Raw genomic sequence first — 22,704 nt, forward strand, 5'->3', positions numbered from 1 at the left:
TGAATGGAGTCGAGCCTTGCGAGTTGCGCCCACAGTCACTTTAACCAGCGAAGAGCGGTCCGAGTTGTCCCGTATAGTCGCCTCCCGATTAAGCAGTGTCCGCTTGTCATTACGGGCACGGATGATATTGCTGGCGGCAGAGGGCTTGCAGAACAAAGAAATTGCGGAGCGCCTGGGGGTGGATCGCCTGCAAGTCGCACGTTGGCGCAAGCGTTATCTGGAACACCGCTTGTCGGGCATTGAACGCGATTTACCGCGCGGCGCCCCTCCGGTGAAAGTGGATGTGGCCCGTCTGGTAGAATTGACCACGCAGAGTAAGCCGGAAGCGATGACGCATTGGAGTACGCGTAGGATGGCGGCAGAACTGGGTGTCAGTGCCGCCAGTGTGTCACGGCATTGGCGCAAGCATGGCCTCAAGCCTCATCTGCTGCGTGGTTTCAAGGTGTCACGTGACCCGCATTTTGTGGAAAAGCTGGAAGATATTGTGGGGTTGTATATGTCTCCCCCGGAGCATGCCTTGGTGCTCTGCGCGGATGAAAAAAGTCAGGTGCAGGCCCTGGACCGGACCCAACCGGGACTTCCCCTCAAAAAGGGCCGCGCAGAAACGATGACCCACGACTACAAACGTAATGGTACCACGACCTTGTTTGCCGCCCTCAACGTGCTGGATGGTCAGGTCATCGGACAGTGTCAACAGCGCCATACCCATGTGGAATGGCTGAAGTTCCTGAAGAAAATTGATCGGCAGACGCCCAAGGACAAGGCTCTGCATTTGATCGCCGACAACTATGCGACCCATAAACACCCGGTAGTACAGGCGTGGCTCGACAAGCACCCGCGTATTCACATGCACTTTACGCCCACTTCGGCATCCTGGCTCAACATGGTCGAGCGTTTCTTTCGGGATATCACGACCCAGCGGTTACGTCGTGGGGTGTTCACCAGTGTGCCTGAACTCATCCAGGCCATTGAGGGGTACATCGACCACCACAACACCCATCCCAAACCTTTCATCTGGACCAAAACCGCCCGCGACATCCTGCAAAAAGTCATTCGCGCCAACAGCCATTTAAGCAGCAAACAGAATGCAACACTACACTAGCAGGAAATAATATTACCAACTATTCAACTGACGGTTTTTTCTGAGGATGTTGCCGATGACAACAGGTTATCCGGGTTTGCGCGCTTTGACTGCCAGTTTGCTGCTGGCGGGGCTCGCGGGTTGCTCCTCCTACATGCCTTACGCAGGACCGCGTGTCGGACCTGTGGAGAACGTGTCCCATAACAAAACCTTACGCGGCATTCAGCTGGTCAAGGTGGATTATGCCCTTGCCCATCAGATCCGGACTCGGGCAGATACGCCTCAGCTAAACCTGCTGCGCGACTTCAGTAACCCCAATCCGCGACTGTATACGGTGGGGCCTGGCGATACCTTGCAGGTTTATATCTGGGAGGCACCACCCGCCATGCTTTTTGCTTCGGCCGGGGTAGCCAACAGCACTACGGGTTCCGGTTCGGTGATGACCTCCATTCCTGAGCAAATGGTGGGGAGTAATGGTGACATCATCATTCCTTTTGCCGGTAAAATTTCCTGTGCCGGTAAAACCCTGGACGATATTGGCGCTGAAATCCGCGCCCGTCTGAAAAATATGGCCCATGATCCCCAGGTGGTGGTCCGTCTAGTCAGCAACCATGCCCAGAGCATTTCCGTGGTTGGCAATGTGCGTAAAAGTACCCAGGTTCCGCTGATTCCGGGCGGAGTCAGCGTGCTGCAGGCGCTGGCGGCAGCGGGCGGGGTCGATAAACCGGTGAACAAGGTCACCATTCAGCTTTCCCATCAGGGGAAGGTGTTGCAACTGCCGCTGGAAGACGTGATTCGGCACCCCGAAGAAAATGTTTCCTTGCGTGCAGGGGATGTGATTACCGCACTGTATCAGCCGTTGCATGTGACCGTCATGGGAGCGACTACCCAGACCAAGGAAATTGATTTTGAAGCCTCGGGCATCAGTCTGGCGCAAGCTCTGGCCAGAGCCGGTGGTTTGAATGGAAATGAAGCCGATGCCAAGGCGGTATTCGTTTTCCGTCTGGAAAAACCCGACTTCCTCACCAATTGGCCAGAACCTCTGCAAACCAATGCCGAAGGGGAAGTGCCCGTGGTGTTCCGCTTTGACTTCAGCAATCCCGCCACACTCTTTGCGGCACAAGAATTCCCTATCCAGAACAAGGATCTGATTTATGTGGCCTCGGCACCTATTACCGATCTTCAGAAATTCCTGGGCCTGATCGTGCAGATTGTTTACCCGATCCAGGGCCTGAGTACGGCGGGCATCGTCAAGTAAGCATTTTATGGCAGATCTTGGCGAAGCTCCGGTTTATATAGATATCACCCGGCTTGTCCACCGCATGCGCAAGGGACGCATACCCACAGGGGTAGACCGGGTGTGCCTCGCGTATGTTGGTCACTTTCATGGCCGGGCACAGGCCATGATGATTCATAATGGCGTGGCGGTTGCCCTATCGGTAATCACTTCCATGACCCTGTTTGATACATTGCAGGCCTGGGCGCATGGGCAGCGCCATGGCAGCCTTGCCAAGACAGTTGGGCATATGCTGAAACTGCCCATCCGTCCGGTAAAATCCGGCAGCTGGGTTTTGAACATGGGCCACAGCGGGCTGGACCGCCCCAGCTATCTGGCCTGGCTGCGGCGCAAAAAAATGCGTCTGCTGGTGATGGCCCATGACCTGATTCCGGTGACCCATCCACATTTCTGTCAGCTCGATGCAACCCAGCGCCATGGAAAACGCCTGCAGGTGATTCTCGGGCAGTCGGCAGGTATTGTCAGCAATTCGCAGCACACCGCCGAGGCGCTTCGCGACTATGCAGAAAACATCAAAATGTCGATCCCGCCGATGGCGGTCATACCCCTGGGTACGCATTTAAAGCATCGCCCGCTTAATAGTCCCGAAGTTGCACCGACAAGGCCCTATTTTGTGACGGTGGGAACTTTGGAACCCCGAAAAAATCATGCTTTCCTGCTCTATCTCTGGCAACGCATGATGGCGGAGTGGCGTTGGAATCATATTCCCCAATTACGCATTATTGGCCAGGTAGGATGGATGTGCGGCGATGTACTGTATGAATTGCAGCATAATGAGCGATTGAAAGAGCACGTCGAATTTCTTCCGCACTGCAGTGACGCAGAAGTGCTCGCGCATCTGCGTGGCGCTCAGGCCTTACTTTTCCCTTCGCATGCGGAAGGATTCGGATTGCCTTTGTTGGAAGCTCTGGAATCGGGAGTGCCGGTGTTGGCCAATCCGTTGCCCGTATTTGCGGAAATAGCAGGAAATATTCCGGAATATCTGGATACGGATGACGAAGCAGTCTGGCTGCAGGCAATTCGCGATTTCAGCGAGTGTGATCATGAACGCCGTCAACAGCAACTGCAGAGAATAAAAGGTTTTGTCGCCCCGACGTGGCCCGAACATTTTGAAAAATTCGAAAAATTTGTGAGTTTATTGTGAAAAAAGTTGCAATTATTGGCTATGCCTCCCGATTACCACAATGCCGGGATAAGGGCAGTTTCTGGCAACATCTGTTGACGGGAGATGATCTGATCACCCAGGTGGCTGAAGACCGCTGGGCGCAAGCCTGTCTGCAGCACCCGCAACGCAGTCATCCCGGCACGTCCGTCACTTTTGCCGCCGGTTCATTGGGGGATGTGTCGGGTTTTGATGCCGGCTTTTTCCGCATTTCTCCGCGTGAAGCGGCGGCCATAGATCCCCAGCAGCGCCTGCTGCTGGAAATGAGCTGGGAGGCATTTGCCCATGCCGGCATCCGCCCAGAACTTCTGCGTGGCAGTCGCTGCGGTGTGTTTATGGGTCTGGCCAGTACCGATTATGCTTCGCGGTTGGCTGATGATCTGGCTGCCGTGGATGCCAATACTGCCACGGGCTCAACAGCCAGTATTGCCGCGAATCGGCTGTCCTATTTTTACGACTTGCGGGGGCCCAGTTTTGTCGTGGATACCGCCTGTTCTTCGACACTGGTAGCCTTTCACCAGGCTTGCCAGTCTATACTGCACGGGGAATCGGATCTGGCCCTGACCGGAGCCATCAGTCTGCATCTGCATCCTTACGGATTTCTCATTTTTTCCAAAGCCTCCATGCTTTCCAAACGTGGACGCTGCCGCCCCTTTGATGCTTCCGCAGATGGTTATGTGCGCTCCGAGGGTGGAGGAATATTTATCCTCAAGGATCATGCCCAGGCGCTGCGCGATGGTGACCGGATCCTGGCCGTGGTCGCCCACAGCGCCATCAATACGGACGGGCACAAATCCGGTTTGACCATTCCCGGAGTCAATACCCAGCAAAGCCTGTTGGAACAAGCCTACGCCGCTGCAGGCATTGATCCCCGGCAACTGGATTATCTGGAAGCCCATGGTACCGGGACTTCCATAGGGGATCCGATTGAAGTGGAAGCCATTGGCAGGGCATTGGGCATCCATCGCGATGCCGATCAGCCACTACCCATCGGTTCCGTAAAAAGTAACATCGGCCATCTGGAAACCGCCTCGGGTATTCCGGGTTTGCTGAAAAGTATTCTGGTCCTGCAAAACCGTTTGATTCCGCCGACTATTGGGATAGAAACCCTTAATCCTAGACTGGCTTTGGATACCTACCACCTGGAAGTGGTGCAGCGTATGCGTCCACTCCGTGCCGAAGGCCCCTTGTTGGTGGGGGTGAATTCTTTTGGCTTTGGGGGAGCCAATGCCCACATCATTCTGGAATCCGCCAAAGCACCACGCCGACGCCGATCCCCGCGCTGGCGGAGTTCGGCAGATGGTCACAAACCGCTTTGCCTCAGTGCGGCTACGCCCTCTGCGCTGCAAGCTGTGGCCCGGGATTTTGCAGACTGGCTGGCGACGGCGGACCAGGACAAACTTTATGCGGCACTGTATCAGGCCAATTTCCGCCGGGCCTGGCTGGCGCAGCGCGTTATTTTCTGGCTGAACCCGCAGGAAAACATGGCTGCGCAACTGCTTGCTTTTACTGATGGAAAGGGCGACAGCGTCGCTGTCCAGGCCATGGAAAAAATACAAGGTCCGGTATTTGTCTACTCCGGCAATGGGAGTCAATGGGCAGGCATGGGGCAGGCACTGCTTCAGGACCCGGTGTTCGCCCGCAGCATCGCTGAAGTGGATCATTACTTTGCGCCGCTGGCCGGTTACTCCCTCCACGCTGAACTGGCTGGAAATCTGGGCGACGACCGCTACATAGCCACTGAACAGGCGCAACCGGCTTTGTTTGCCTTGCAGGTCGGCATTACGGCCATGCTCCGTGCCGAGGGAATTGTGGCGGCGGCAGTTGCCGGTCACAGCGTTGGCGAGGTAGCTGCTGCCTGGGCTTGTGGTGCCCTGACCTTGGCCGAGGCGGTGCTGATCATATACGAGCGGAGCCGTTTGCAGGGCCAGTCGCGGGGGCAGGGACAAATGACGGCAGTCGCGCTTTCTGCCGATGCGCTGATACCCCATCTTCACGATTGGGGTCTGGACCAGAGCATCAGTATTGCCGCCTGGAACAGTCACCGGGGTTCTACGGTCGTGGGCAGCAGTGCTGAACTGAGTGAACTGGAGAAAAAGCTTCGGGCTCAAGGCGTCGGCCATAAACGCCTGGATATTGATTACCCTTTCCATAGTCCCTGCATGGATCTGCTCCAGGCTGAACTGATGGAAGTGCTGCAGGGGCTGAAACCGCAGGCGACGCAAATTCCCTTTATTTCTGCGGTCAGCGGTACAGTGCTTGGCGGTGAAGCCCTGGATGCCGACTACTGGTGGCGTAATATTCGTCAGCCCGTGCGTTTCCAGCAGGCAGCAGACGTCGCCCTGGAACAGTGGAATTTGTTCGTGGAAATTGGCGGTCATGCAGTGCTGCGCAGTTATCTGCAGGAGGCGATCAACGCAGGGGGGCAGGAAGGACGAGTAATTCCTACCCTGCGGCGCAACGAGGATGATCCCGAAGCCATACGCCGGACATTGGCGGCCCTGTGGCTGGCGGGGGTCGAACCTGACTGGAAGCGGTATTTTCCGGTTCGCAGTACGCTCGTGGATTTGCCCGATTATCCCTGGGAACGGGAAAAACATTGGCATCAAACGACCCCGGAATCAGCAGGTACTTTATATCGTTATGCGGTGCATCCTCTGCTGGGGCATCCTGTGGCCGGACATCCGCATGAATGGGAACAAAGTCTGGACACGGCCCGCCAGGCTTTTCTGGCAGATCATCAGGTCGGGGATGGCGTGGTTTTCCCCGGCGCGGGTTTTGTCGAACTGGCACTGGCTGCAGCCCGGGAAAAACTGACTGAACGCCAAGATACCCGGGCCTGGACGGTGGAAGAGCTGGATATCCTGCTGCCTTTGCTGCTGGATAGTGCGCACAGCCGGATCGTGCGCGTGGAGCTTCAGGACGATGGTCATTTCCAGATTCGCTCCCGCAAGCAGATGGAAAACAACTGGGCCATTAATGCCAAGGGCCGGGTCCGTTTGGGGGCTACGCAAGGCGCGACAGAGCGCAGTCTGCAAAACTCAGGAAGCCCGGCACCGACCAGCATGCCCGCTGCACCGGCAGATTTTCAGGGGGAAGAACACTACGCACGCTGCCAGGCTGCCGGCCTGCATTATGGGCCTGGGTTCCAGACGGTGACTCAAGGCTGGCTGCAAGGCACTACCATCCATGGGCAGTTGCAACTGTCCGGCAGCGCGATGTCAGAACCCTACCTGCTTCATCCCGCCTTGCTCGACGGCGCCATGCAGTTATTTGTGGATTTTCTGGCGCAAAGTCCGGTTCCGGCCGGTTGGGCGTATGTTCCTGTGCGTTTTGCCGGGCTCAGCGTCTTTGTACCGGGAACGCAGAAGCTGCGGGTTGTGGTCGAAGTGCTGCGCCACTCTCCCCAGTCGCTGCTGGCCCGTCTCAGCTTTTGGGGGGAAGCTGGCGAACTCGTCGCCTGCTGCGACAGCCTGCGTTTACGCCGGGTGCGACTGCAGAAGCCGGAAAAAGAAAAGCTCCGCTATGTCCAGTCGGTGCTGCGTCCCGTGCCACGTCCTGAACATCAGCATTTTGTCGCAGAACTGGATCAGCCGCGCATCCACAGCATTTTTGCCCGGCATCAGGCCGGACAACCCGCTTTGCAGCGTTATGCGCAAGAATATTCGCCTCTGATTCATTCCCTGTTACAGACTTATGCCGCCGAATCTGCTGACCACAGCGACCCGGAAGTGGCGGCGCACGATATCTGGCAAATACTTTTACAGGATTATCCCGAGTTTTTCCCGATTACCCTGGCGGTTGGCCGCTATGGGCTGGGTAGCCAGGGCGAAGCTGCTGAGGATGCTCCCGACGGCTCTTTGCTGGCAGACCTGATGCCGGTATTGATGGATACCCTCAGCCCCTTGCTGGTGCGTTGTCTTCAAGATCTGCAAAGCCAGTGCCTACAGCAGTTATCTGCTGCGCACACTTTGAATTTCATGGAAATTTGCAGTGGCGAGCCGGAAGCCCTCGCGCTCTGGGCAGAAAAGACCGACCCGCGCATATCCCTATGGCGGGCTTATGTATCGGAAGACGCCGAAACCCGGGAAGACAAACCCTGGCAGTCCGTGCAAATCACTACAAATCCTTGTGCAGCCATGCATTTGATCTGGTTGCGTCTGGATGCCGCGCTGTCGGAACAGCATTGGCAGATGCTGGAATTTGCCGAGCGCTGCCTGGTACCCGGCGGGTTGTTGCTGGTCCAGGGAGTGGAACCCGAAAACTGGTGGAGTGAAGTGGATCCTGCGGCAAGCATTTTCCCCGCGCGAACGCAGATTCAGGACTGGCTGGAGCAGCGCGACATCGCCCTGAGTCTAACTTTGACAGCAGACGAAGCAGCGGGAGCTTATGGCTTTATTGCCCGTAAAAGCCCGGAGCAGTCAGCATTCCTCGAACAGATCCGTACCGAACCGGCTGCTGCGGTACTGCTCTGCAGCAGCCCCGACCATAATGGGGTAGAGAGCGTTGCCGCCTGTTTACTGGAAAACGCCCTGGCGTCTAAAGGGCTGGAATGCCGGCATTTACCGTGGCCGATGGAGGATAAGCTGCCGTCGTCCCCTGCACCCGCATCATCTGCAGAAGTTAAGCCGATAGCCGGAATGATTTTTCTGCCGAATTTTGCGGCTGTAGAGGATCTGTCAGCAGAAGGCGTATCAGCCGCCAGCAGGCTGCGCATGGACTGCGAACGCTTACAACAGGCGGGACTCTGGTGTCTGCGCCAGGACCCGGTCATCCCCTTGCTACTGTTGAGTGATGGCGGTTTGGGAGGGACTGCTTCTGCGACTGCCTTCAGAGCAACACACAGTTTGGGACAGGCTGGTCTGTGTGGTTTTGCCCGCAGTCTGCAAAACGAATGGCCAGAACTGAAGTTGCGCATTGTGGATTGGGGGCAGGGAAGTCCCGAGACCGTGGAAATGGTCGTTGAGGAACTCCTGAATCCCGGTCCCGAAACCGAACTTCTGCTGGATGCTCAGGGCGGACGCTATATTTTGCAGGTGCAGGAAGGCACTGCGGCAGAATTAAGTCCTGCTGGTCATGATAATCCGCAAACCCCGACGCAACCCGTTCAGCCCGTACCCATCCAGCAACTCCAGTTTTCCCTACCCGGCCAGCTCCGCCATCTGCAATGGGTAGACGTACCAGAGCGGACCCCCGGGGCGCATGAGGTAGAAATTGCCGTTGACAGTACCGGGCTGAATTTTCGCGATGTCATGTATGCCCTGGGTTTACTGGCGGATGAAGCCCTGGAAAATGGTTTCTCCGGTCCCACGCTGGGCCTGGAATTTGCGGGCAGAATCCGGCGGGTAGGGGTTGCTGTGACACAATGGCAGGTAGGCGACGCAGTGCTGGGCTTTGCCCCGGCCAGTTTCAGCACACGCCTGATCACGTCGGAGCAGGCCATTACCCGCATCCCCGAAGGCCTGTCCATGCGTGCCGCCGCTACTATTCCCACGGTTTTCCTGACCGCATGGTATGCGTTGCACACGCTGGCCCAGTTGCAGGCTGGCGAAAAAGTCCTCATTCACGGAGCAGCCGGTGGGGTGGGCATTGCCGCCATCCAGATAGCCCAGCATTTGGGGGCGGAAATTTATGCGACGGCAGGTTCGCCGCAAAAACGCGATTTTCTGCGTCTGTTGGGGGTTCAGCACATTTATGACTCGCGCAGTCTGGATTTTGCCGACGCCATTCTGGCTGATACCCAAGGCGAAGGGGTAGATGTCCTGTTAAACAGCCTGTATGGCGAAGCCGTCCTCCGCAATCTCCAGATTCTCAAACCCTTCGGACGTTTTCTGGAGCTGGGAAAACGCGATTTTTACGAAAACAATGCCATTGGCCTGCGACCCTTCCGCAACAATCTCAGTTATTTCGGTATTGATGCCGATCAGCTCCTGAAAGGCCGGCCGCAACTCACCCAGACCCTCTTTACCGAAATCATGTCGCGTTTCGAAGCGGGAGACTTCTTCCCGCTGCCCGCTACCCATTTCCCGGCCGCCCGAGTCACCGATGCCTTCCGACACATGCAGCAGGCCCGCCAGATCGGTAAGGTGGTGGTCGAGATGACCTCACCCTATCTGCCCCATGCGCCCCGATCGGAAGCGGCTTTGCGCCTGCAACTCAATGGGCAAGCGGCCTATCTGATTACCGGAGGGCTGGGCGGGTTCGGTCTGGCAACGGCACAACGGCTGGCGGAACGTGGCGCCAAAAAACTGGTGCTGGTCAGTCGCAGTGGTCAGCCTGATCCTGCTGCTACCCGCATCCTCAGTGACCTTCACCGTCAGGGAGTGCAAATACACGCATGGTCCTGTGATGTCCGCGCAGCGCCGCAGGTACAGGCGCTCATCCGGCGCATCACTGAAGAAGTCGGCCCCCTGCACGGCATTATCCACGCGGCTGCCGTGATCGAAGACGCCCTGGCCCGGAATCTCGACGCGGAGCTGATGGATAAAGTCATCCAACCCAAGGTCGCTGGTGCCTGGAATCTGCATCAGGCCACTCTCAATCAGCCCCTGGAGTTTTTTGTCCTCTATTCCTCCATCACCACCCTGCTCGGCAATCCGGGGCAGGCGCATTATGTGGCGGCCAACAGCTGGATGGAGGCTTTCGCGCAATGGCGGCGTCAGCAGGGGCTGACCGCTCTGGCCATTCTCTGGGGAGCCATTGCCGATGTCGGGTATTTGACCAGACACGAAAAAACCCGCGACTTATTGCAGCAACGTCTGGGTGGTGCCGCATTGACTGCCAGCACCGCCCTGGATGTGCTGGAAAACATGATAGTCAGTGATGCCCATGGCTGGATGGTGGCAGATCTCGACTGGCGTGCCCTCCAGCGTTTTCTGCCAGTGGCCGCAAGTCCCCGTTTTGCGGCAGTCATGCCCTCCGGAAAGACCGAGGCAACGTCCAGTGACGAAGACCTGCGCAGTCACTTGCAAAGCCTCCCCACGGCTGAAGCAGAACAATTGCTGGTGGATACCGTCCGTCAGGAAGTCGCCCAGATTCTGCGTCTGTCTGCAGATAAAATCACGCCTGATCAGAATCTCAGTCAACTCGGTCTCGACTCGCTCATGGGCGTTGAACTGGCCCTGGCTTTGGAAGAACGTCTCGGTGTCAAACTACCAGCTTTTCTGCTCAGTGAGGGACCAACCCCCTTGCGTCTGGCGCGGCGTTTGGTGCAATCTTTGAGCAACGACGCAGAACAACAGGATGTTCCGGGTGCCGCAAGCATTACCCGTGAACAGCTGGAAGCCCAACACGGCGTTACCTGAGACTACAAAATGACCAAAGCTGATCGTAGTATCGCCGCCCAGTTCAAGGAAAAGCTCATCCAGAAAGGTCTGGAACAGCGCCTGCAAAAAATTCAGACTGCCCCCGCGCCTGGGGCCAAAATTGGCGGAGCGGAAATTCCCGAGGCTTTCACCCGCTTTGATCGTCAACCCGGTTATCAGCAGGTGCATCTCATGCAGGAAGGCGCGGAACGCTTTGGCGTCAAAAGCCCCTTTTTTCATGTGCATCAGGGTACTGCGGGGGCGCATAGCGCCATCGACGGACGCCGTGTCATCAATTTTGGCAGCTACAATTATCTCGGCCTTTCCGGACATCCCGAAGTGAATGCAGCCGCCCAGGCCGCCATTGCCCAATACGGCAGTTCGGTTTCTGCCAGCCGCATTGTGGCGGGTGAACGCCCTCTGCACCAGCAACTGGAACAGGCTCTGGCCGATTTTTACGGAGTAGATGATGCCCTGACTTTTGTGAGTGGTCACGCCACCAATGTCACCACCATCGGGCATTTACTCGGACCCCGGGATCTGATTCTCCACGATGAATATGCCCATAACAGCATTGTCCAGGGAGCCCTGCTGTCGGGCGCCCAACGCCTCAGTTTTCCGCATAATGATCTGAATGCACTCGAAACCCTGTTACGTCAGCAGCGGCGCAAAGCGGAGCGGGTCCTGATTGTGGTAGAGGGAATGTACAGCATGGACGGAGATTTCCCCGACCTGCCGCGCCTGATCGACCTGAAAAAAAAGCATCAGGCCTGGCTGATGGTGGATGAAGCCCATTCTTTCGGCGTCTTGGGTGCCACCGGCCGGGGGATTGCCGAGCATTTCAGTATCAATACCCACGATGTCGATATCTGGATGGGCACCCTCAGCAAAACCCTCGCCGCCTGTGGTGGGTATATTGCCGGAGAGCAGGCCCTGATCGACAACTTACGCTATCTGGCACCGGGATTCTTATATAGTGTCGGACTGGCCCCGCCCCTGGCCGCCGCCGCCCTGACGGCGCTGACTATCCTCCAAAAAGAGCCAGACAGGGTCAAAACCCTGCACGAACGTGGTCAATATTTTCTGGATGAAGCGAAAAGGCAGCAGATGGATACGGGGTTCAGCGCCGGTTATGCCATCACCCCCCTGATTGTTGGCAGCTCTCTGCAGGCCGTGCGCCTCTCTTCCCAATTGCTGGAGCAGGGCGTGCATGTGCAACCCATCCTCTATCCAGCGGTGCCGGAAAAACAGGCGCGCCTGCGTTTTTTCCTGAATGTCGAACATAGCACTGAAGAACTTCGGGATAGCCTGATTAGGCTGAAAGGCTTGTGTTAAATGGTGGTGATTCCCGCAGACATATACGCCGTCGGTTTTTCGGCCTGGAAACAGGGGCCGCTGCGGGCCTTTCTGCCCGAGTCGCGGCTACATTTTATCCGCCTCCCCTGTCAGGCACCGGCGGGGGCTACTCTGTTGCTCTGGGGAGCGCAAACTGCGCCGGAGGGTCATCCCATTATTCGTGTAGAAGACGGGTTTTTACGCTCCATTGGCCTGGGTGCGGACCTGATTGCGCCCTTGTCTTATTGTTTTGATGGCAGCGGCCTCTATTACGACGCCAGCAAAGCTTCGGACCTTGAACAAATACTCGCCACCCATGATTTTGATGCGCCGCTTCTGGACCGCGCCCGAGCCCTGCGCGAGCAGATTGTGGCTTTGGGGCTCACCAAGTACAACGTCGGGCAGGGGGGATGGCAGCGGCCGGATACCCGTCTGTCCATTCTTCGCCCGCCTGAAACTAATCCCGCCGATCAGCGGCAAAGCAGGCAGCAACAATCTGACCCGCAGGCATTGGCCAGTGATCAGGCCGTTACCCGGGTCATTCTGGTCGTCGGACAGGTGGAAAGTGACGCCAGCATTGCCCTGGGCAGCGCCAGCACCCAGAGTAATCTGGCGCTGCTCCGCCAAGTGCGCGAAATGCACCCTGACGATTACATGGTTTACAAGCCCCACCCGGACGTCAGTGCCGGGCTGCGCCGGGTAGGCGCCGGTGAAGAGCAGGCGACTACCTACTGCGACGAAGTGGTCCATGATGTCAGCATGCATCAACTGCTGACTCAGGTAGATCAGGTGCATGTCATGACTTCCGCAGCGGGCTTTGAAGCCCTGTTGCGCAACAAACCGGTGACCTGTCATGGTAGTCCATTTTACGCCGGATGGGGATTGACCAACGACCGGGAAACCATCCCCCGGCGGCAACGCCGACTCAGTCTGGATGCCCTGGTTGCCGCAGCGCTCATCCTCTACCCCCGTTATATTCACCCTCAGGAACACCTCCTCTGCAGCCCCGAAGCCGCAGTCAATGCCTTACATGCCCAGCGCGGTGGTGCAAAAGACTATCACCTGCCGTTCTGGCGCAAAGCCTTTCGGCTGGTGCTGCGTCAGGTGGTGGGGGTGCGATGAAAAAATTCCTGTTTCTGCAGGGGGTCGCCAGCCCGTTTTTTGCCCTGCTGGCCGATCGGTTGGTGCAGCGCGGCCATCAGGTGCTGAAAATCCAGTTTTGTGGCGGAGACATGGTCTACTGGTTTCCACGCAAAGCCCTGTATTTCCGCAAAAGCCTGGACGTATTTCCGGAATTTCTTCAGCAGACCTTCCAGCGCGAACAGATCACCGATGTGGTGCTTTTCGGCGATCAGCGTCCGGTCCATCAGTCCGTGCATACTCTCGCCAAAGCCCGGAATATTGCGGTCCACGTTTTTGAAGAAGGCTATTTGCGGCCATTCTGGCTGACCCTGGAACGGGGTGGAGTCAATGCCCATTCCCAACTGCCCAAGGACCCGGACTGGTACCGCCACATCATCGACCGGGTGCCCATACCTGATAATAGTCAGGCGTTTCTCGGCAAGTTCAAAATACGCGCCCTGCATGATGTGGTTTACCATAGTGGCGATATTCTGAACCCTGTTGCCTACCGGCATTACCGGCATCACGCCCCCATGCATCCCATTCGCGAATACTTCTGGTATGTGCGCCGCTACCCCAAAGTCCGGCACCGCCTGAAAAATGATTTGGCCCGCAATTATCAATTCGTTGAAAGGGGGCAGCCCTTTTTCCTGTTGCCCCTGCAGCTCTACAGTGACAGCCAGATCACCTGTCATTCGCAGTTTTTTGATACTTATGATTTTATTCGCCAGAGTCTGGAATCTTTTGCCCAATATGCCGACAAAAACCTGCATCTGGTCATCAAAAACCATCCCCTCGACCCCGGCATTCTCCCCTATGAAACCTTTGCCCAGGAAACCGCCCGGCAACTGGGGATCCGCGAGCGGATTCATTATTATGATTACGGCAACCTCGAACTTTTCCTGCAGTATTGCCAAGGGGTAGTGACCATCAACAGTACGGTGGGCACCTGGGCGCTCAACTCCGGAAAACCGGTGATGACTCTGGCCGATCCGGTTTACAATGTGGCTGGTCTCACCAGTCAGCAGCGTCTTGCCGAGTTCTGGAACCAGCCCCATGCTCCCGATCCGGAGCTCTGGTCTGCATTCCGCCGGGTGCTGATATACGGCACCCAAATCAACGGCGGTTTTTATTGCAACACCGGTATGCAACTGGCGCTGGAAACGGCCGCCGCCAGGCTTGAACTACAACAGTCCCCCATAGAGGAACTTTTATGCCGCAACGATCTCCGCAAACCATCCTCCTTACCGGCGCGACCAGCGCCATTGGCGCCGCCCTGGTCGCCGCCTACGCCCGACCCGGCGTAATCCTGCACCTGCACGGGCGTAACCGCAGCAAGCTGGACGCCATTGCGCAGTCTGCCCAGACTCAGTGCGCAACGGTCACCCAGCGCAGTTTTGACGTGCGCGACAGTGCCACCCTGCGTGCCTGGGTAGCGGACTGCGAAAAAAACGGCCCGCTGGACCTGGTGATTTCCAACGCCGGCATGAACATCAACACCGGCCCCGACGAATCCGGCGAAGTCTGGGAAGAAGCCGAAGCGCTCATGGACGTGAACCTGCACGCTACCCGTGTCCTGGTGGATGCCGTACTCCCCGCCATGCGCGCCCGCCACGCCGGGCAAATCGCCCTGATGAGCTCCCTGGCCGGTTACTTCGGCCTGCCGGTCACTCCCAGCTATTGCGCCTCCAAAGCGGCCATCAAAGCCTACGGTGAAGCTTTGCGCGGCTGGCTCAAAAAAGAAGGTATTGGCATCAGTGTCATCATGCCCGGCTATGTGGACTCGGTCATGTGCCAGGAAATGCCCGGTCCCAAGCCTTTCCTCATGCAGCCCCCGCGCGCGGCGGCACTCATCCGCCAAGGGTTGGCCCGCAACAAGGCGCGCATCAGCTTTCCCTTTCCCCTAAATTTCGGCACCTGGTGGCTGGCGGTGCTTCCCGCCGCCATTTCGGTCTGGATTGTCGGCCTGATGGGCTATAACGGTCACCATGACTGAACTGCTCTGGCCCTGGTGTCTGGCAATCGGCTGGCTGCTGTCCTTTGCGGCGGAGTCCCTCGTGCATCCCCGCCCCAAGCTGCCGGGCCGCCCCTTATGGACTTATCTGCTCCATAGCGGTCTTTGGCTGCTGATCTTCACCGTCTTTCTGCTGATCGTTCAGCGCCCGATATTTGCCATGCTGGCGGGGCTCGGCATCTGGCTGGCGGTGGTGCTGGTGGGTAACGCCAAAGAAGCCAGCCTGCGTGAACCTTTTGTATTCATGGACTTTGAATACTTCACCGATGCCATCAAACATCCCCGTCTGTATTTACCCTTTCTCGGTTTGTGGCGGGCCATCGCCCTGGGGATCATTGCCGTAGCGGTCATTGGCGCGGCACTCTGGGCGGAAACGCCACTGACTGCACACATGCCCTGGCTGGTTTTTCTCAAATATGGGGCCTTGTCATTATTCGCTGCAGCCTGCCTGCTCTGGGTGGGCGACCGCTGGTCTGACGCACCCAGCCTGCAGCCGGACAAAGATATTCGCGACATGGGTTTTGCCCCCAGTCTCTGGATATATGGTTGGGCAGAACGGGCCCCTGTTCAGGTGCCTGCTGCCCGACCTTTTGGTCCCCGGTTAGAACCGCCGCATATTCCGGTTCCAAACCCGAACATCCCGGAACTCCCCAGTCATACAGAGTCACCCGGTCATCTGGTCATCGTCCAGAGCGAATCGTTTTTTGATGTGCGCCGCCTCTGGCCACATATTGCCCCGGAAGTGTTCAGGGATTTTGACGCAGCTCATCGTCAATGCGTGCAAAGCGGGCAGATTCGTGTACCGCCCTGGGGTGCCAATACCATCCGTACCGAATTCAGTCTGCTCACTGGTTGGTCACCGGCGGCGCTCGGTATTCATCAGTTTCAGCCTTACCGCTTTCTGGCGCGTCGGCCCCTGCCCAGCATCGCCTGGCGACTCAAGGCCCAGGGCTACCGGACCATCTGTATCCATCCCTATCCTTCCAGCTTTTACGCCCGCAATACCATTTACCCGCTGCTCGGCTTTGATGATTTTCTGGATGTCGCGGAATTTACGCCGGAAGACCGCAGTGGCCCCTATACCGGCGACCGGGCAGTTGCCGACAAGACCCTGCAAATACTTCAGGGGGCCACCCAGCCGACCTTCATCTTCATTATTACCATGGAAAACCACGGCCCTCTGCATTTGGAATCGGTCAGTGCCGCCGAAAAGAAAACCCTGCTATTGCAGGAGCCGCCCGTCAGTGCCGATGACCTGGCCATTTACCTGCGCCACGTCCGCAATGCCGGGGCCATGCTGCAGCGGTTTATGAGTGAACTGCCCAGGCTGCCCCTGCCCAGTGTGCTGGGATTTTATGGTGATCATGTTCCCATTATGGAAAAACTCTATGAGGCCCGTCATTTTGCAGATGGCCGCACCGACTACTGGCTCTGGTCCTCCCGCCACCCGGCCCCCGGCAGCCCGCAGCACCCGGAAATTGCTGTGGCAGAACTGGGCGTCCGCGCGTTGGATTTACTGGAAATTTAGACAGATACGTTACAAAAGGCGCGTCGATTGCCCTTGAGTCTTGAGCAGCGCCACCGCCTTTTTGTCGAAGGAAATGAAAACTTCCCCGCCAAGCCAGTTGCCTTCGTATGCAATCACGCCATCGGCAAAGTCTCCGCCCGCGTCGAGCATCTGCAGGCCCGTCTCTACAGCGGGTCGATTTACTTCTACTTTCGCATCGGCAATTAGTGCCCGGATCGCTCGGGCTGCGTCGGCTTGCTGGAAGCCATAGATCCGAATCAGCACCCAAACCAGTTCGCACAGGCAGGGTAACGCCACCGCGATCAACTCGGCTTCGATCAATAACGTGGCAGCAACGTCCGCTTGTGCGAGGTCATCGCTCACAACAGCCCGCACCAGGACATTGGTATCTACGGAGACTTTCATTTTATGCTGGCCCATCCGCGGGCTGCCGCCTCATTGATTTCTTCGAGGGTGGCGACCTTCTGCGCTCTGCCAGCGAGTAAACCGACAAAGTCGGATATCTTCCCATCGGACCGCGCAGCCTTGATTACGCCCCGACCATCCGGTAGTAAGTCCAGCTCAATTTTATCGCCTGGTCTGATACCAAGGTGTTGCAGTACATCTTTTCGAAATGTCACCTGTCCACGCGCAGTAACCGTCAATGTACTCATGGTCTTGTGCCTCGCAATCACATTAGGTTGATGGTCTGTACTATAATGCGTAAATACATTACTTGCCATCTCCGTAAAGCGATAAACGATTAACCGAAATGGAGAGCATTTCCGGTGCCGCTTTGGGGTTGGTTTAATGCAGTACGTCTACCGCGAGCCCATGGGCGGCTTTCTGCAAGCGCATGTCTGCTGTCCACAACGCCTCACAGCGGTGCGTAAGCGCCACAGCCAGATGTAACGCATCCGGGGTTTTCAGGCCAAAACGGGCACATAGCATTGCACCTTGCGTGAACACCTCATCAGACATATCCAGCAAGGTGAACCGCGACATTCCATCCTCATAGTAACGTTGCAGTGCAACATTACCATCGCGCATGGGTGCGACCAGGCACTCAAATTTCACCAAGGATGAAATGGCATAACTCGAAGCAGGTTTCTGCTTCAACGCAGATTTGACGCGAGCGCCCCAAACCGGATGATCCTCGAAAGCATAGACCAATAAACGGGTGTCCAGATAAATTAATCCCATCCCCGTCGCTCCTGGGCCAGTGCGTCATCTATTTCCTGTCCGGAGCGTCGAAGAACTTGCGGGAGCGGGTGTTTGTCCAGCCAGGCAAGTATGTCAAGCTGATCTGAATCGGATGCAGGACTGACCGGTACCAACTTCACGGCCGGTATTCCCCGATTAGCAATGATGACTTCCTCACCTTGCTGGGCAAGACGCACCAGTTGGGATAAACGATTTTTGGACTCCAGTATATTGATTTGCATTTCTAAATTCTCGCAGTATTCGCACCAAGGCAACCTAGCCAGAATATGTGTCTTTCTGGCTAGATAGTCAAGTAGTTGGTCCTCCCGCCACCCGGCCCCCGGCAGCCCGCAGCACCCGGAAATTGTTGTGGCAGAACTGGGCGTCCGCGCGCTGGATTTACTGATTAGATCGGACTAAACTGGACTCAGTTAAGCAATCATTGGAGATAACTTATGCCTGTCATCAATATGCATGAAGCCAAGACCCAGCTTTCCCGCTACGTAGATCAGGCAGCATCGGGTGAGGAAATTATCATTGCCAGGGCGGGTAAACCGGTCGCGCGTCTGGTTTCTCTGCAGGAGTCAAAAAATTTGCGTGTTCTAGGGCAGGGTAAAGGGCGTTTTACTATGCCCGAAAATCTGGACCACCCCTTTCAAGCAGAGCTAGAAGCCATGTTTTACGGGCATGAAACCTAACCTATGACGCAAAGATGGCTTCTGGACACCAACGTATTGCTCGCGGTACTCATTGCCCCAGAGCGGTTGCCTGAGTACGTGTGTAGCATCATAGCCAATCCGCAGAATAGGGTCTGTTTCAGTGCCGCCAGTCTGTGGGAGATCGCCATTAAAGCCTCACTGAAGCGAGAGCATTTTGATTTTCGACCCGAAGATATCCACCTGCTCGCACTACAAACGGCTCTGACTGAGCTCCCCGTTCAGGCCGAACATACCTATGCTGTTGCCAGCTTGCCATGGGTGCATAAAGATCCTTTTGACCGGCTGTTGGTTGCGCAGGCAATGACCCTGCCTGCGCGCTTATTGAGTACCGATCAAAAGCTGAAACAATACACTCCGTTGGTGGAACATATAACATGGAGAAACTGAAAGATGTCCCCAGCGCACGGCATTCATAAAACCCTCAAAAGATATTTGTGTACATAATAGCCCCCCATAAACTTGCACTATCGGTCCAGCTTGAGGCATTATGACTGAAAACAATACCAGAAAGCAGTAAAGCAGGGGTAACCCTCAGTTTTTGAATGATTAACCGCAAAAGAGGGATTTCTTAAAATGGCATTAGTACCCGTCATTCTCTCCGGAGGCACCGGCTCGCGTTTATGGCCTTTGTCCCGCAAGGCTTTCCCCAAACCCTTCGTGGCCCTGCCCGACGGCGAAAGCCTCATCCAGAAAACCCTGCGCCGGGTCATCGACATCAAAGAAGATGCCCCGTTGCTGACGGTCACCAATCGCGATTACTACTTCCTGACCCGCGACACCTTTGCTGAATGTGCCCGCATCTATGGCCAAACCGTGCGCAATGTGCACTATCTGCTTGAACCCACTGGACGCAATACTACCCCGGCCATGGCCGCCGCCGCGCTCTGGGCGCAGGAAGTCGCTGGGCCGGAGAGCATCCTGCTGGTGCTGCCCTCAGACCACCTCATTCATGATCAGAAAGCCTTCGCCGAAGCCGTACACAAAGCGCAGCAGCTTGCCGAACAAGGCTATCTGGTGACCTTTGGTGTCACCCCGACGGGTCCCGAAACCGGCTACGGTTACATTCAGAAGGGCAGCGCCCTGGATAGCGGCTATCAGGTCGCCCGTTTCGTTGAAAAACCCAATCAGAGCAAAGCCCGGGATTACCTCGACAGCGGCGACTACCTCTGGAACTCCGGCATGTTCTGCATGCGCGCTGATAGTCTGCTCAAAGCCTTACAAACCGACGCCCCGGAAGTGCTGGAAGCCGTGCAGGCTGCCATCGTCTCCGCCACCCGCAACGGCGACACCTGGGAACTGGGACAGGAATTTGCCCTGGCCCCGGACATTTCCATTGACTACGCTGTCATGGAAAAAGCCCCCAACGTCGCCGTGGTGCAGGCAGATTTTGACTGGAACGACCTGGGTGCCTGGAGCGGCTATGGTTCTTTGATGGCCAAAGATGCCCAAGGGAATCAGGTACACGCCCCGGATTGTGTGCTGGTAGATAGCCAGAATTGCGTCGTTCAGAGTCCTGAGCGGCTCACGGCCATTCTCGGTTTGCAGGATATTCTGATTGTGGACACCCCCGATGCCCTGCTGGTGGCCGACCGCCGCCGCGATCAGGAAGTCAAAACCATTGTCGAAAAGCTCAAGGCCCGCAAACACAGCACCGTCGATCTTCACGCCACCGTGCATCGTCCCTGGGGTACCTACACCACGCTGGAAGAAGGCGATCATTTCAAAATCAAGCGCATTGTCGTCAAAAAAGGCGAAAAGCTCTCCCTGCAAATGCACCACCACCGCAGCGAGCACTGGATTGTGGTCTCCGGCACGGCCCGCATTGTTAACGGCCAAGAAGAAAAACTCGTCATGACCAATCAGTCCACCTACATACCCGCAGGTTGCCCGCATCGTCTGGAAAACCCCGGCATGATGGATCTGGTACTCATCGAAGTGCAAAGCGGTGCTTATCTGGCTGAGGATGACATCGTCCGCTTTGATGACATCTACGGACGTGCTGAAGCTGCAGCAACCACTGCCTAAAACCAAAATCAACAGGAAACGACTGCGTTCTCAAGGCCCTCTGGACCCGAATCAAAAATCTGAACAAGCTTTTTATCTGGATCGTGCTGGTCCCTACGGGGTTATCCATCCTGTATTTTGGATTGATTGCATCTCCAATATACATTAGTGAAGCACGCTTTGTGGTGTACAGCCCCAACCAGCGGGTGAGTTCCAGTGGGCTGGCCTCCCTGCTCAGTAATCTGGGGGGCAGCAATTCCACCAGTGCGGCACAGACCATCAGCTCTTACATTTCGTCCTGGGACGGCATGATGGCAACCAACAAGTTGTATCCGCTGAAACAGATTTATGGCAACGACCATATTGATATTTTCAACCGTTTCGGGGGGATTTTTCATCCTTATTCCTCTTATGTGCGATTATGGCGTTACTACCAGAATATGGTGGCGGATACGCTCGACAGTACCAACGGCATCAGCGAACTGAAAGTACGCGCCTTTACCGCCCACGATGCCCAGAAGATCAACGATTTTCTCCTGAAAAAAAGTCAGGACATTGTCAATCAACTGAATGAAACGGCCCGCCATCGGGCCGTGTACCATGCCAAGCAGGATGTGGATCAAGCCAAACGGACCTTGCGGGATGCCACTCTGGCCCTGGCCGAATACCGCAATAAACGCCGGGTATTCAGCCCACCCGCACAAAGCAGTTTGCAACTCGGCATGGTCAGCAAGTTGCAGGACCAGTTAATTGCCATGCAAACCGAATTACAGTCCATCGTCGCCCATGCCCCTGATAACCCGCAGATACCGGTTCTTAAAAGCAGCATCAAAGCCCTACAGGGTGAAATTGCTGCCGAACAGTCCAAGGTGACCGGTGACAGGGAATCATTGGCCAGCAAGGATATTGAATTTGAAAGACTGACGGTCAACCAGTTACTTGCTCAAAAGCTGCTGGAAGCAGCAGTAACTTCACTGGAACAAGCGCGGTTGACGGCACAGAAGCAGGAATTGTATTTGGAAACCATCAGCCGCCCCAATTTACCGGATGCACCCCAGGAACCCAAGCGTTTTGAGGATATTCTGGCGGTATTGATTGTGTCTCTGATGATCTGGGGGGTATTGAGCATCCTGTACGCCGGCGTGAAGGAACACCATGAGCGCTAAAGCCAGCAAAGAAACCTTTTGGTTTCAACTGCGCTTGCAACTGCGGGTAATCTGGGCGTTGATGTTGCGGGAAACGGTCACCCGATTCGGACGGGAGGGGCTGGGGATGTTGTGGATGATTGCAGAGCCGGCCATGTTTGTAATCGGTGTCATCGTAATCTTTTCATTTGTTGACGCTGGATATCCGTATGGAATCAGCCCGGCAGAATATCTGGCGGTCAGTTATCCGACTCTGCTGTTTTGGCGAAACGGTACGAGTCGAGTAACGGGTGCTATTAATGTTAATCGTTCACTTTTACATCATCAGCCTATAAGGCCTATGGATATTATCTATTCTCGTATTCTACTTGAGTTCTCCAGTTCTGTTGCTGTTTTTTTGTTTTTATTTCCGATTTTTATTGTGGTAGGAATTTGTCATTATCCAGCAAGTGTTCTGACAATGTCTTTAGGTTATCTGCTGATTATTTGGTTCTCTTTTTGCTTTGTTCTGATTATGGCTGGTTTGGCGGAGTTAAGTGAGACTATAGAAAAAGTCTCTCACATTATTCTGTATTTGATGCTGCCATTTTGTGGAGTTTTTATACCCACATTTGTTGTTCCAGAGCCTTATCGTAGTTATCTTCTTTACTGGCCATTAATCGATGCTGTAGATTATTTTCATCACGGTTATTTTGGTAGCAGCGTCCCAAGCTATTATCATATAAATTACACCATTTTTACGCTCACTGGAATGACATTGTTTGGTCTTGCTGTGTCTGGCGTGGCTATTAAACGTGTAAAAATAAGTTGA

18 protein-coding genes are annotated in these 22,704 nt (G+C 55.8%); 14 read left to right on the forward strand and 4 right to left on the reverse strand.

Translation table 11 applies throughout. The annotated features are described in order from the left end of the window. Positions 1-16: 16 nt before the first annotated feature. From GCD22_RS11145 to GCD22_RS11185, 9 genes are read left to right on the forward strand one after another with little or no spacing between them, the layout of a single operon-like run. The gene (locus GCD22_RS11145) at positions 17-1,102 is read left to right on the forward strand and encodes an IS630 family transposase (RefSeq protein WP_153940443.1); all 1,086 of its coding nucleotides are present in this window, start codon (positions 17-19) and stop codon (positions 1,100-1,102) included. A 55-nt stretch (positions 1,103-1,157) separates the two neighbouring features. After that, on the forward strand, positions 1,158-2,339 hold the full coding sequence (locus tag GCD22_RS11150; RefSeq protein WP_031568800.1) for a polysaccharide biosynthesis/export family protein: 1,182 nt from the start codon (positions 1,158-1,160) through the stop codon (positions 2,337-2,339). Between the two features lie 7 nt (positions 2,340-2,346). Continuing rightward, on the forward strand, positions 2,347-3,522 hold the full coding sequence (locus GCD22_RS11155; protein WP_031568799.1) for a glycosyltransferase family 4 protein: 1,176 nt from the start codon (positions 2,347-2,349) through the stop codon (positions 3,520-3,522). After that, positions 3,519-10,844: a type I polyketide synthase gene (locus GCD22_RS11160; RefSeq protein ID WP_080707718.1), complete on the forward strand. Its 7,326-nt coding sequence runs from the start codon at positions 3,519-3,521 to the stop codon at positions 10,842-10,844. Before GCD22_RS11155 ends, GCD22_RS11160 begins: the two co-directional genes overlap by 4 nt. Before the next feature lie 9 nt (positions 10,845-10,853). Further along, the gene (locus GCD22_RS11165) at positions 10,854-12,179 is read left to right on the forward strand and encodes an aminotransferase class I/II-fold pyridoxal phosphate-dependent enzyme (RefSeq protein WP_031568794.1); all 1,326 of its coding nucleotides are present in this window, start codon (positions 10,854-10,856) and stop codon (positions 12,177-12,179) included. Continuing rightward, positions 12,180-13,301: a capsular polysaccharide export protein, LipB/KpsS family gene (locus tag GCD22_RS11170; RefSeq protein WP_031568792.1), complete on the forward strand. Its 1,122-nt coding sequence runs from the start codon at positions 12,180-12,182 to the stop codon at positions 13,299-13,301. Then, positions 13,298-14,608, forward strand: coding sequence for a capsule polysaccharide biogenesis protein (locus tag GCD22_RS11175; protein ID WP_031568790.1), 1,311 nt, complete (start codon positions 13,298-13,300; stop codon positions 14,606-14,608). The genes GCD22_RS11170 and GCD22_RS11175 overlap by 4 nt, the downstream gene beginning before the upstream one ends. Further along, a complete protein-coding gene (locus GCD22_RS11180; RefSeq protein ID WP_031568788.1) occupies positions 14,515-15,297 on the forward strand; it encodes an SDR family NAD(P)-dependent oxidoreductase in 783 nt (260 codons plus the stop codon). Before GCD22_RS11175 ends, GCD22_RS11180 begins: the two co-directional genes overlap by 94 nt. Continuing rightward, the gene (locus GCD22_RS11185; protein WP_035209354.1) at positions 15,290-16,843 is read left to right on the forward strand and encodes an LTA synthase family protein; all 1,554 of its coding nucleotides are present in this window, start codon (positions 15,290-15,292) and stop codon (positions 16,841-16,843) included. Before GCD22_RS11180 ends, GCD22_RS11185 begins: the two co-directional genes overlap by 8 nt. Positions 16,844-16,852: 9 nt before the next feature. Here GCD22_RS11185 and GCD22_RS11190 read toward each other — a convergent pair whose 3' ends face one another. From GCD22_RS11190 to GCD22_RS11205, 4 genes are all read right to left on the reverse strand, one after another. After that, positions 16,853-17,263, reverse strand: coding sequence for a type II toxin-antitoxin system VapC family toxin (locus GCD22_RS11190; RefSeq protein WP_226831283.1), 411 nt, complete (start codon positions 17,261-17,263; stop codon positions 16,853-16,855). Beyond that, on the reverse strand, positions 17,245-17,496 hold the full coding sequence (locus GCD22_RS11195) for an AbrB/MazE/SpoVT family DNA-binding domain-containing protein (RefSeq protein WP_010638462.1): 252 nt from the start codon (positions 17,494-17,496) through the stop codon (positions 17,245-17,247). Before GCD22_RS11195 ends, GCD22_RS11190 begins: the two co-directional genes overlap by 19 nt. A 133-nt stretch (positions 17,497-17,629) precedes the next feature. Next, positions 17,630-18,025, reverse strand: coding sequence for a type II toxin-antitoxin system VapC family toxin (locus GCD22_RS11200; RefSeq protein ID WP_010638464.1), 396 nt, complete (start codon positions 18,023-18,025; stop codon positions 17,630-17,632). After that, positions 18,016-18,267 (reverse strand): type II toxin-antitoxin system Phd/YefM family antitoxin, encoded by a 252-nt coding sequence (locus GCD22_RS11205; RefSeq protein ID WP_035209351.1) that lies wholly within the window; start codon positions 18,265-18,267, stop codon positions 18,016-18,018. The genes GCD22_RS11200 and GCD22_RS11205 overlap by 10 nt, the downstream gene beginning before the upstream one ends. 213 nt (positions 18,268-18,480) lie before the next feature. Here GCD22_RS11205 and GCD22_RS11210 point away from each other — a divergent pair, with 213 nt between their 5' ends. The 5 genes from GCD22_RS11210 (at position 18,481) to GCD22_RS11230 (ending at position 22,704) form a co-directional block, all read left to right on the forward strand. After that, positions 18,481-18,723, forward strand: a complete 243-nt coding sequence (locus tag GCD22_RS11210) for a type II toxin-antitoxin system Phd/YefM family antitoxin (protein ID WP_010638470.1) — start codon at positions 18,481-18,483, stop codon at positions 18,721-18,723. A 3-nt stretch (positions 18,724-18,726) separates the two neighbouring features. After that, positions 18,727-19,131, forward strand: coding sequence for a type II toxin-antitoxin system VapC family toxin (locus tag GCD22_RS11215; protein WP_031568780.1), 405 nt, complete (start codon positions 18,727-18,729; stop codon positions 19,129-19,131). A gap of 186 nt (positions 19,132-19,317) precedes the next feature. Further along, positions 19,318-20,769 carry a mannose-1-phosphate guanylyltransferase/mannose-6-phosphate isomerase gene (locus tag GCD22_RS11220; protein WP_031568778.1) on the forward strand — a complete coding sequence of 484 codons (1,452 nt, stop codon included), beginning with the start codon at positions 19,318-19,320 and terminating at the stop codon, positions 20,767-20,769. A 164-nt stretch (positions 20,770-20,933) separates the two neighbouring features. Continuing rightward, complete coding sequence (locus GCD22_RS11225; RefSeq protein ID WP_237747358.1) at positions 20,934-21,914, forward strand: KpsE/RkpR family capsule polysaccharide export protein; 981 nt, start codon at positions 20,934-20,936, stop codon at positions 21,912-21,914. Next, positions 21,904-22,704 (forward strand): ABC transporter permease, encoded by an 801-nt coding sequence (locus GCD22_RS11230; protein WP_031568775.1) that lies wholly within the window; start codon positions 21,904-21,906, stop codon positions 22,702-22,704. The genes GCD22_RS11225 and GCD22_RS11230 overlap by 11 nt, the downstream gene beginning before the upstream one ends.

The sequence above is a fragment of the Acidithiobacillus thiooxidans ATCC 19377 genome (assembly GCF_009662475.1).
Lineage (GTDB): Bacteria > Pseudomonadota > Gammaproteobacteria > Acidithiobacillales > Acidithiobacillaceae > Acidithiobacillus > Acidithiobacillus thiooxidans.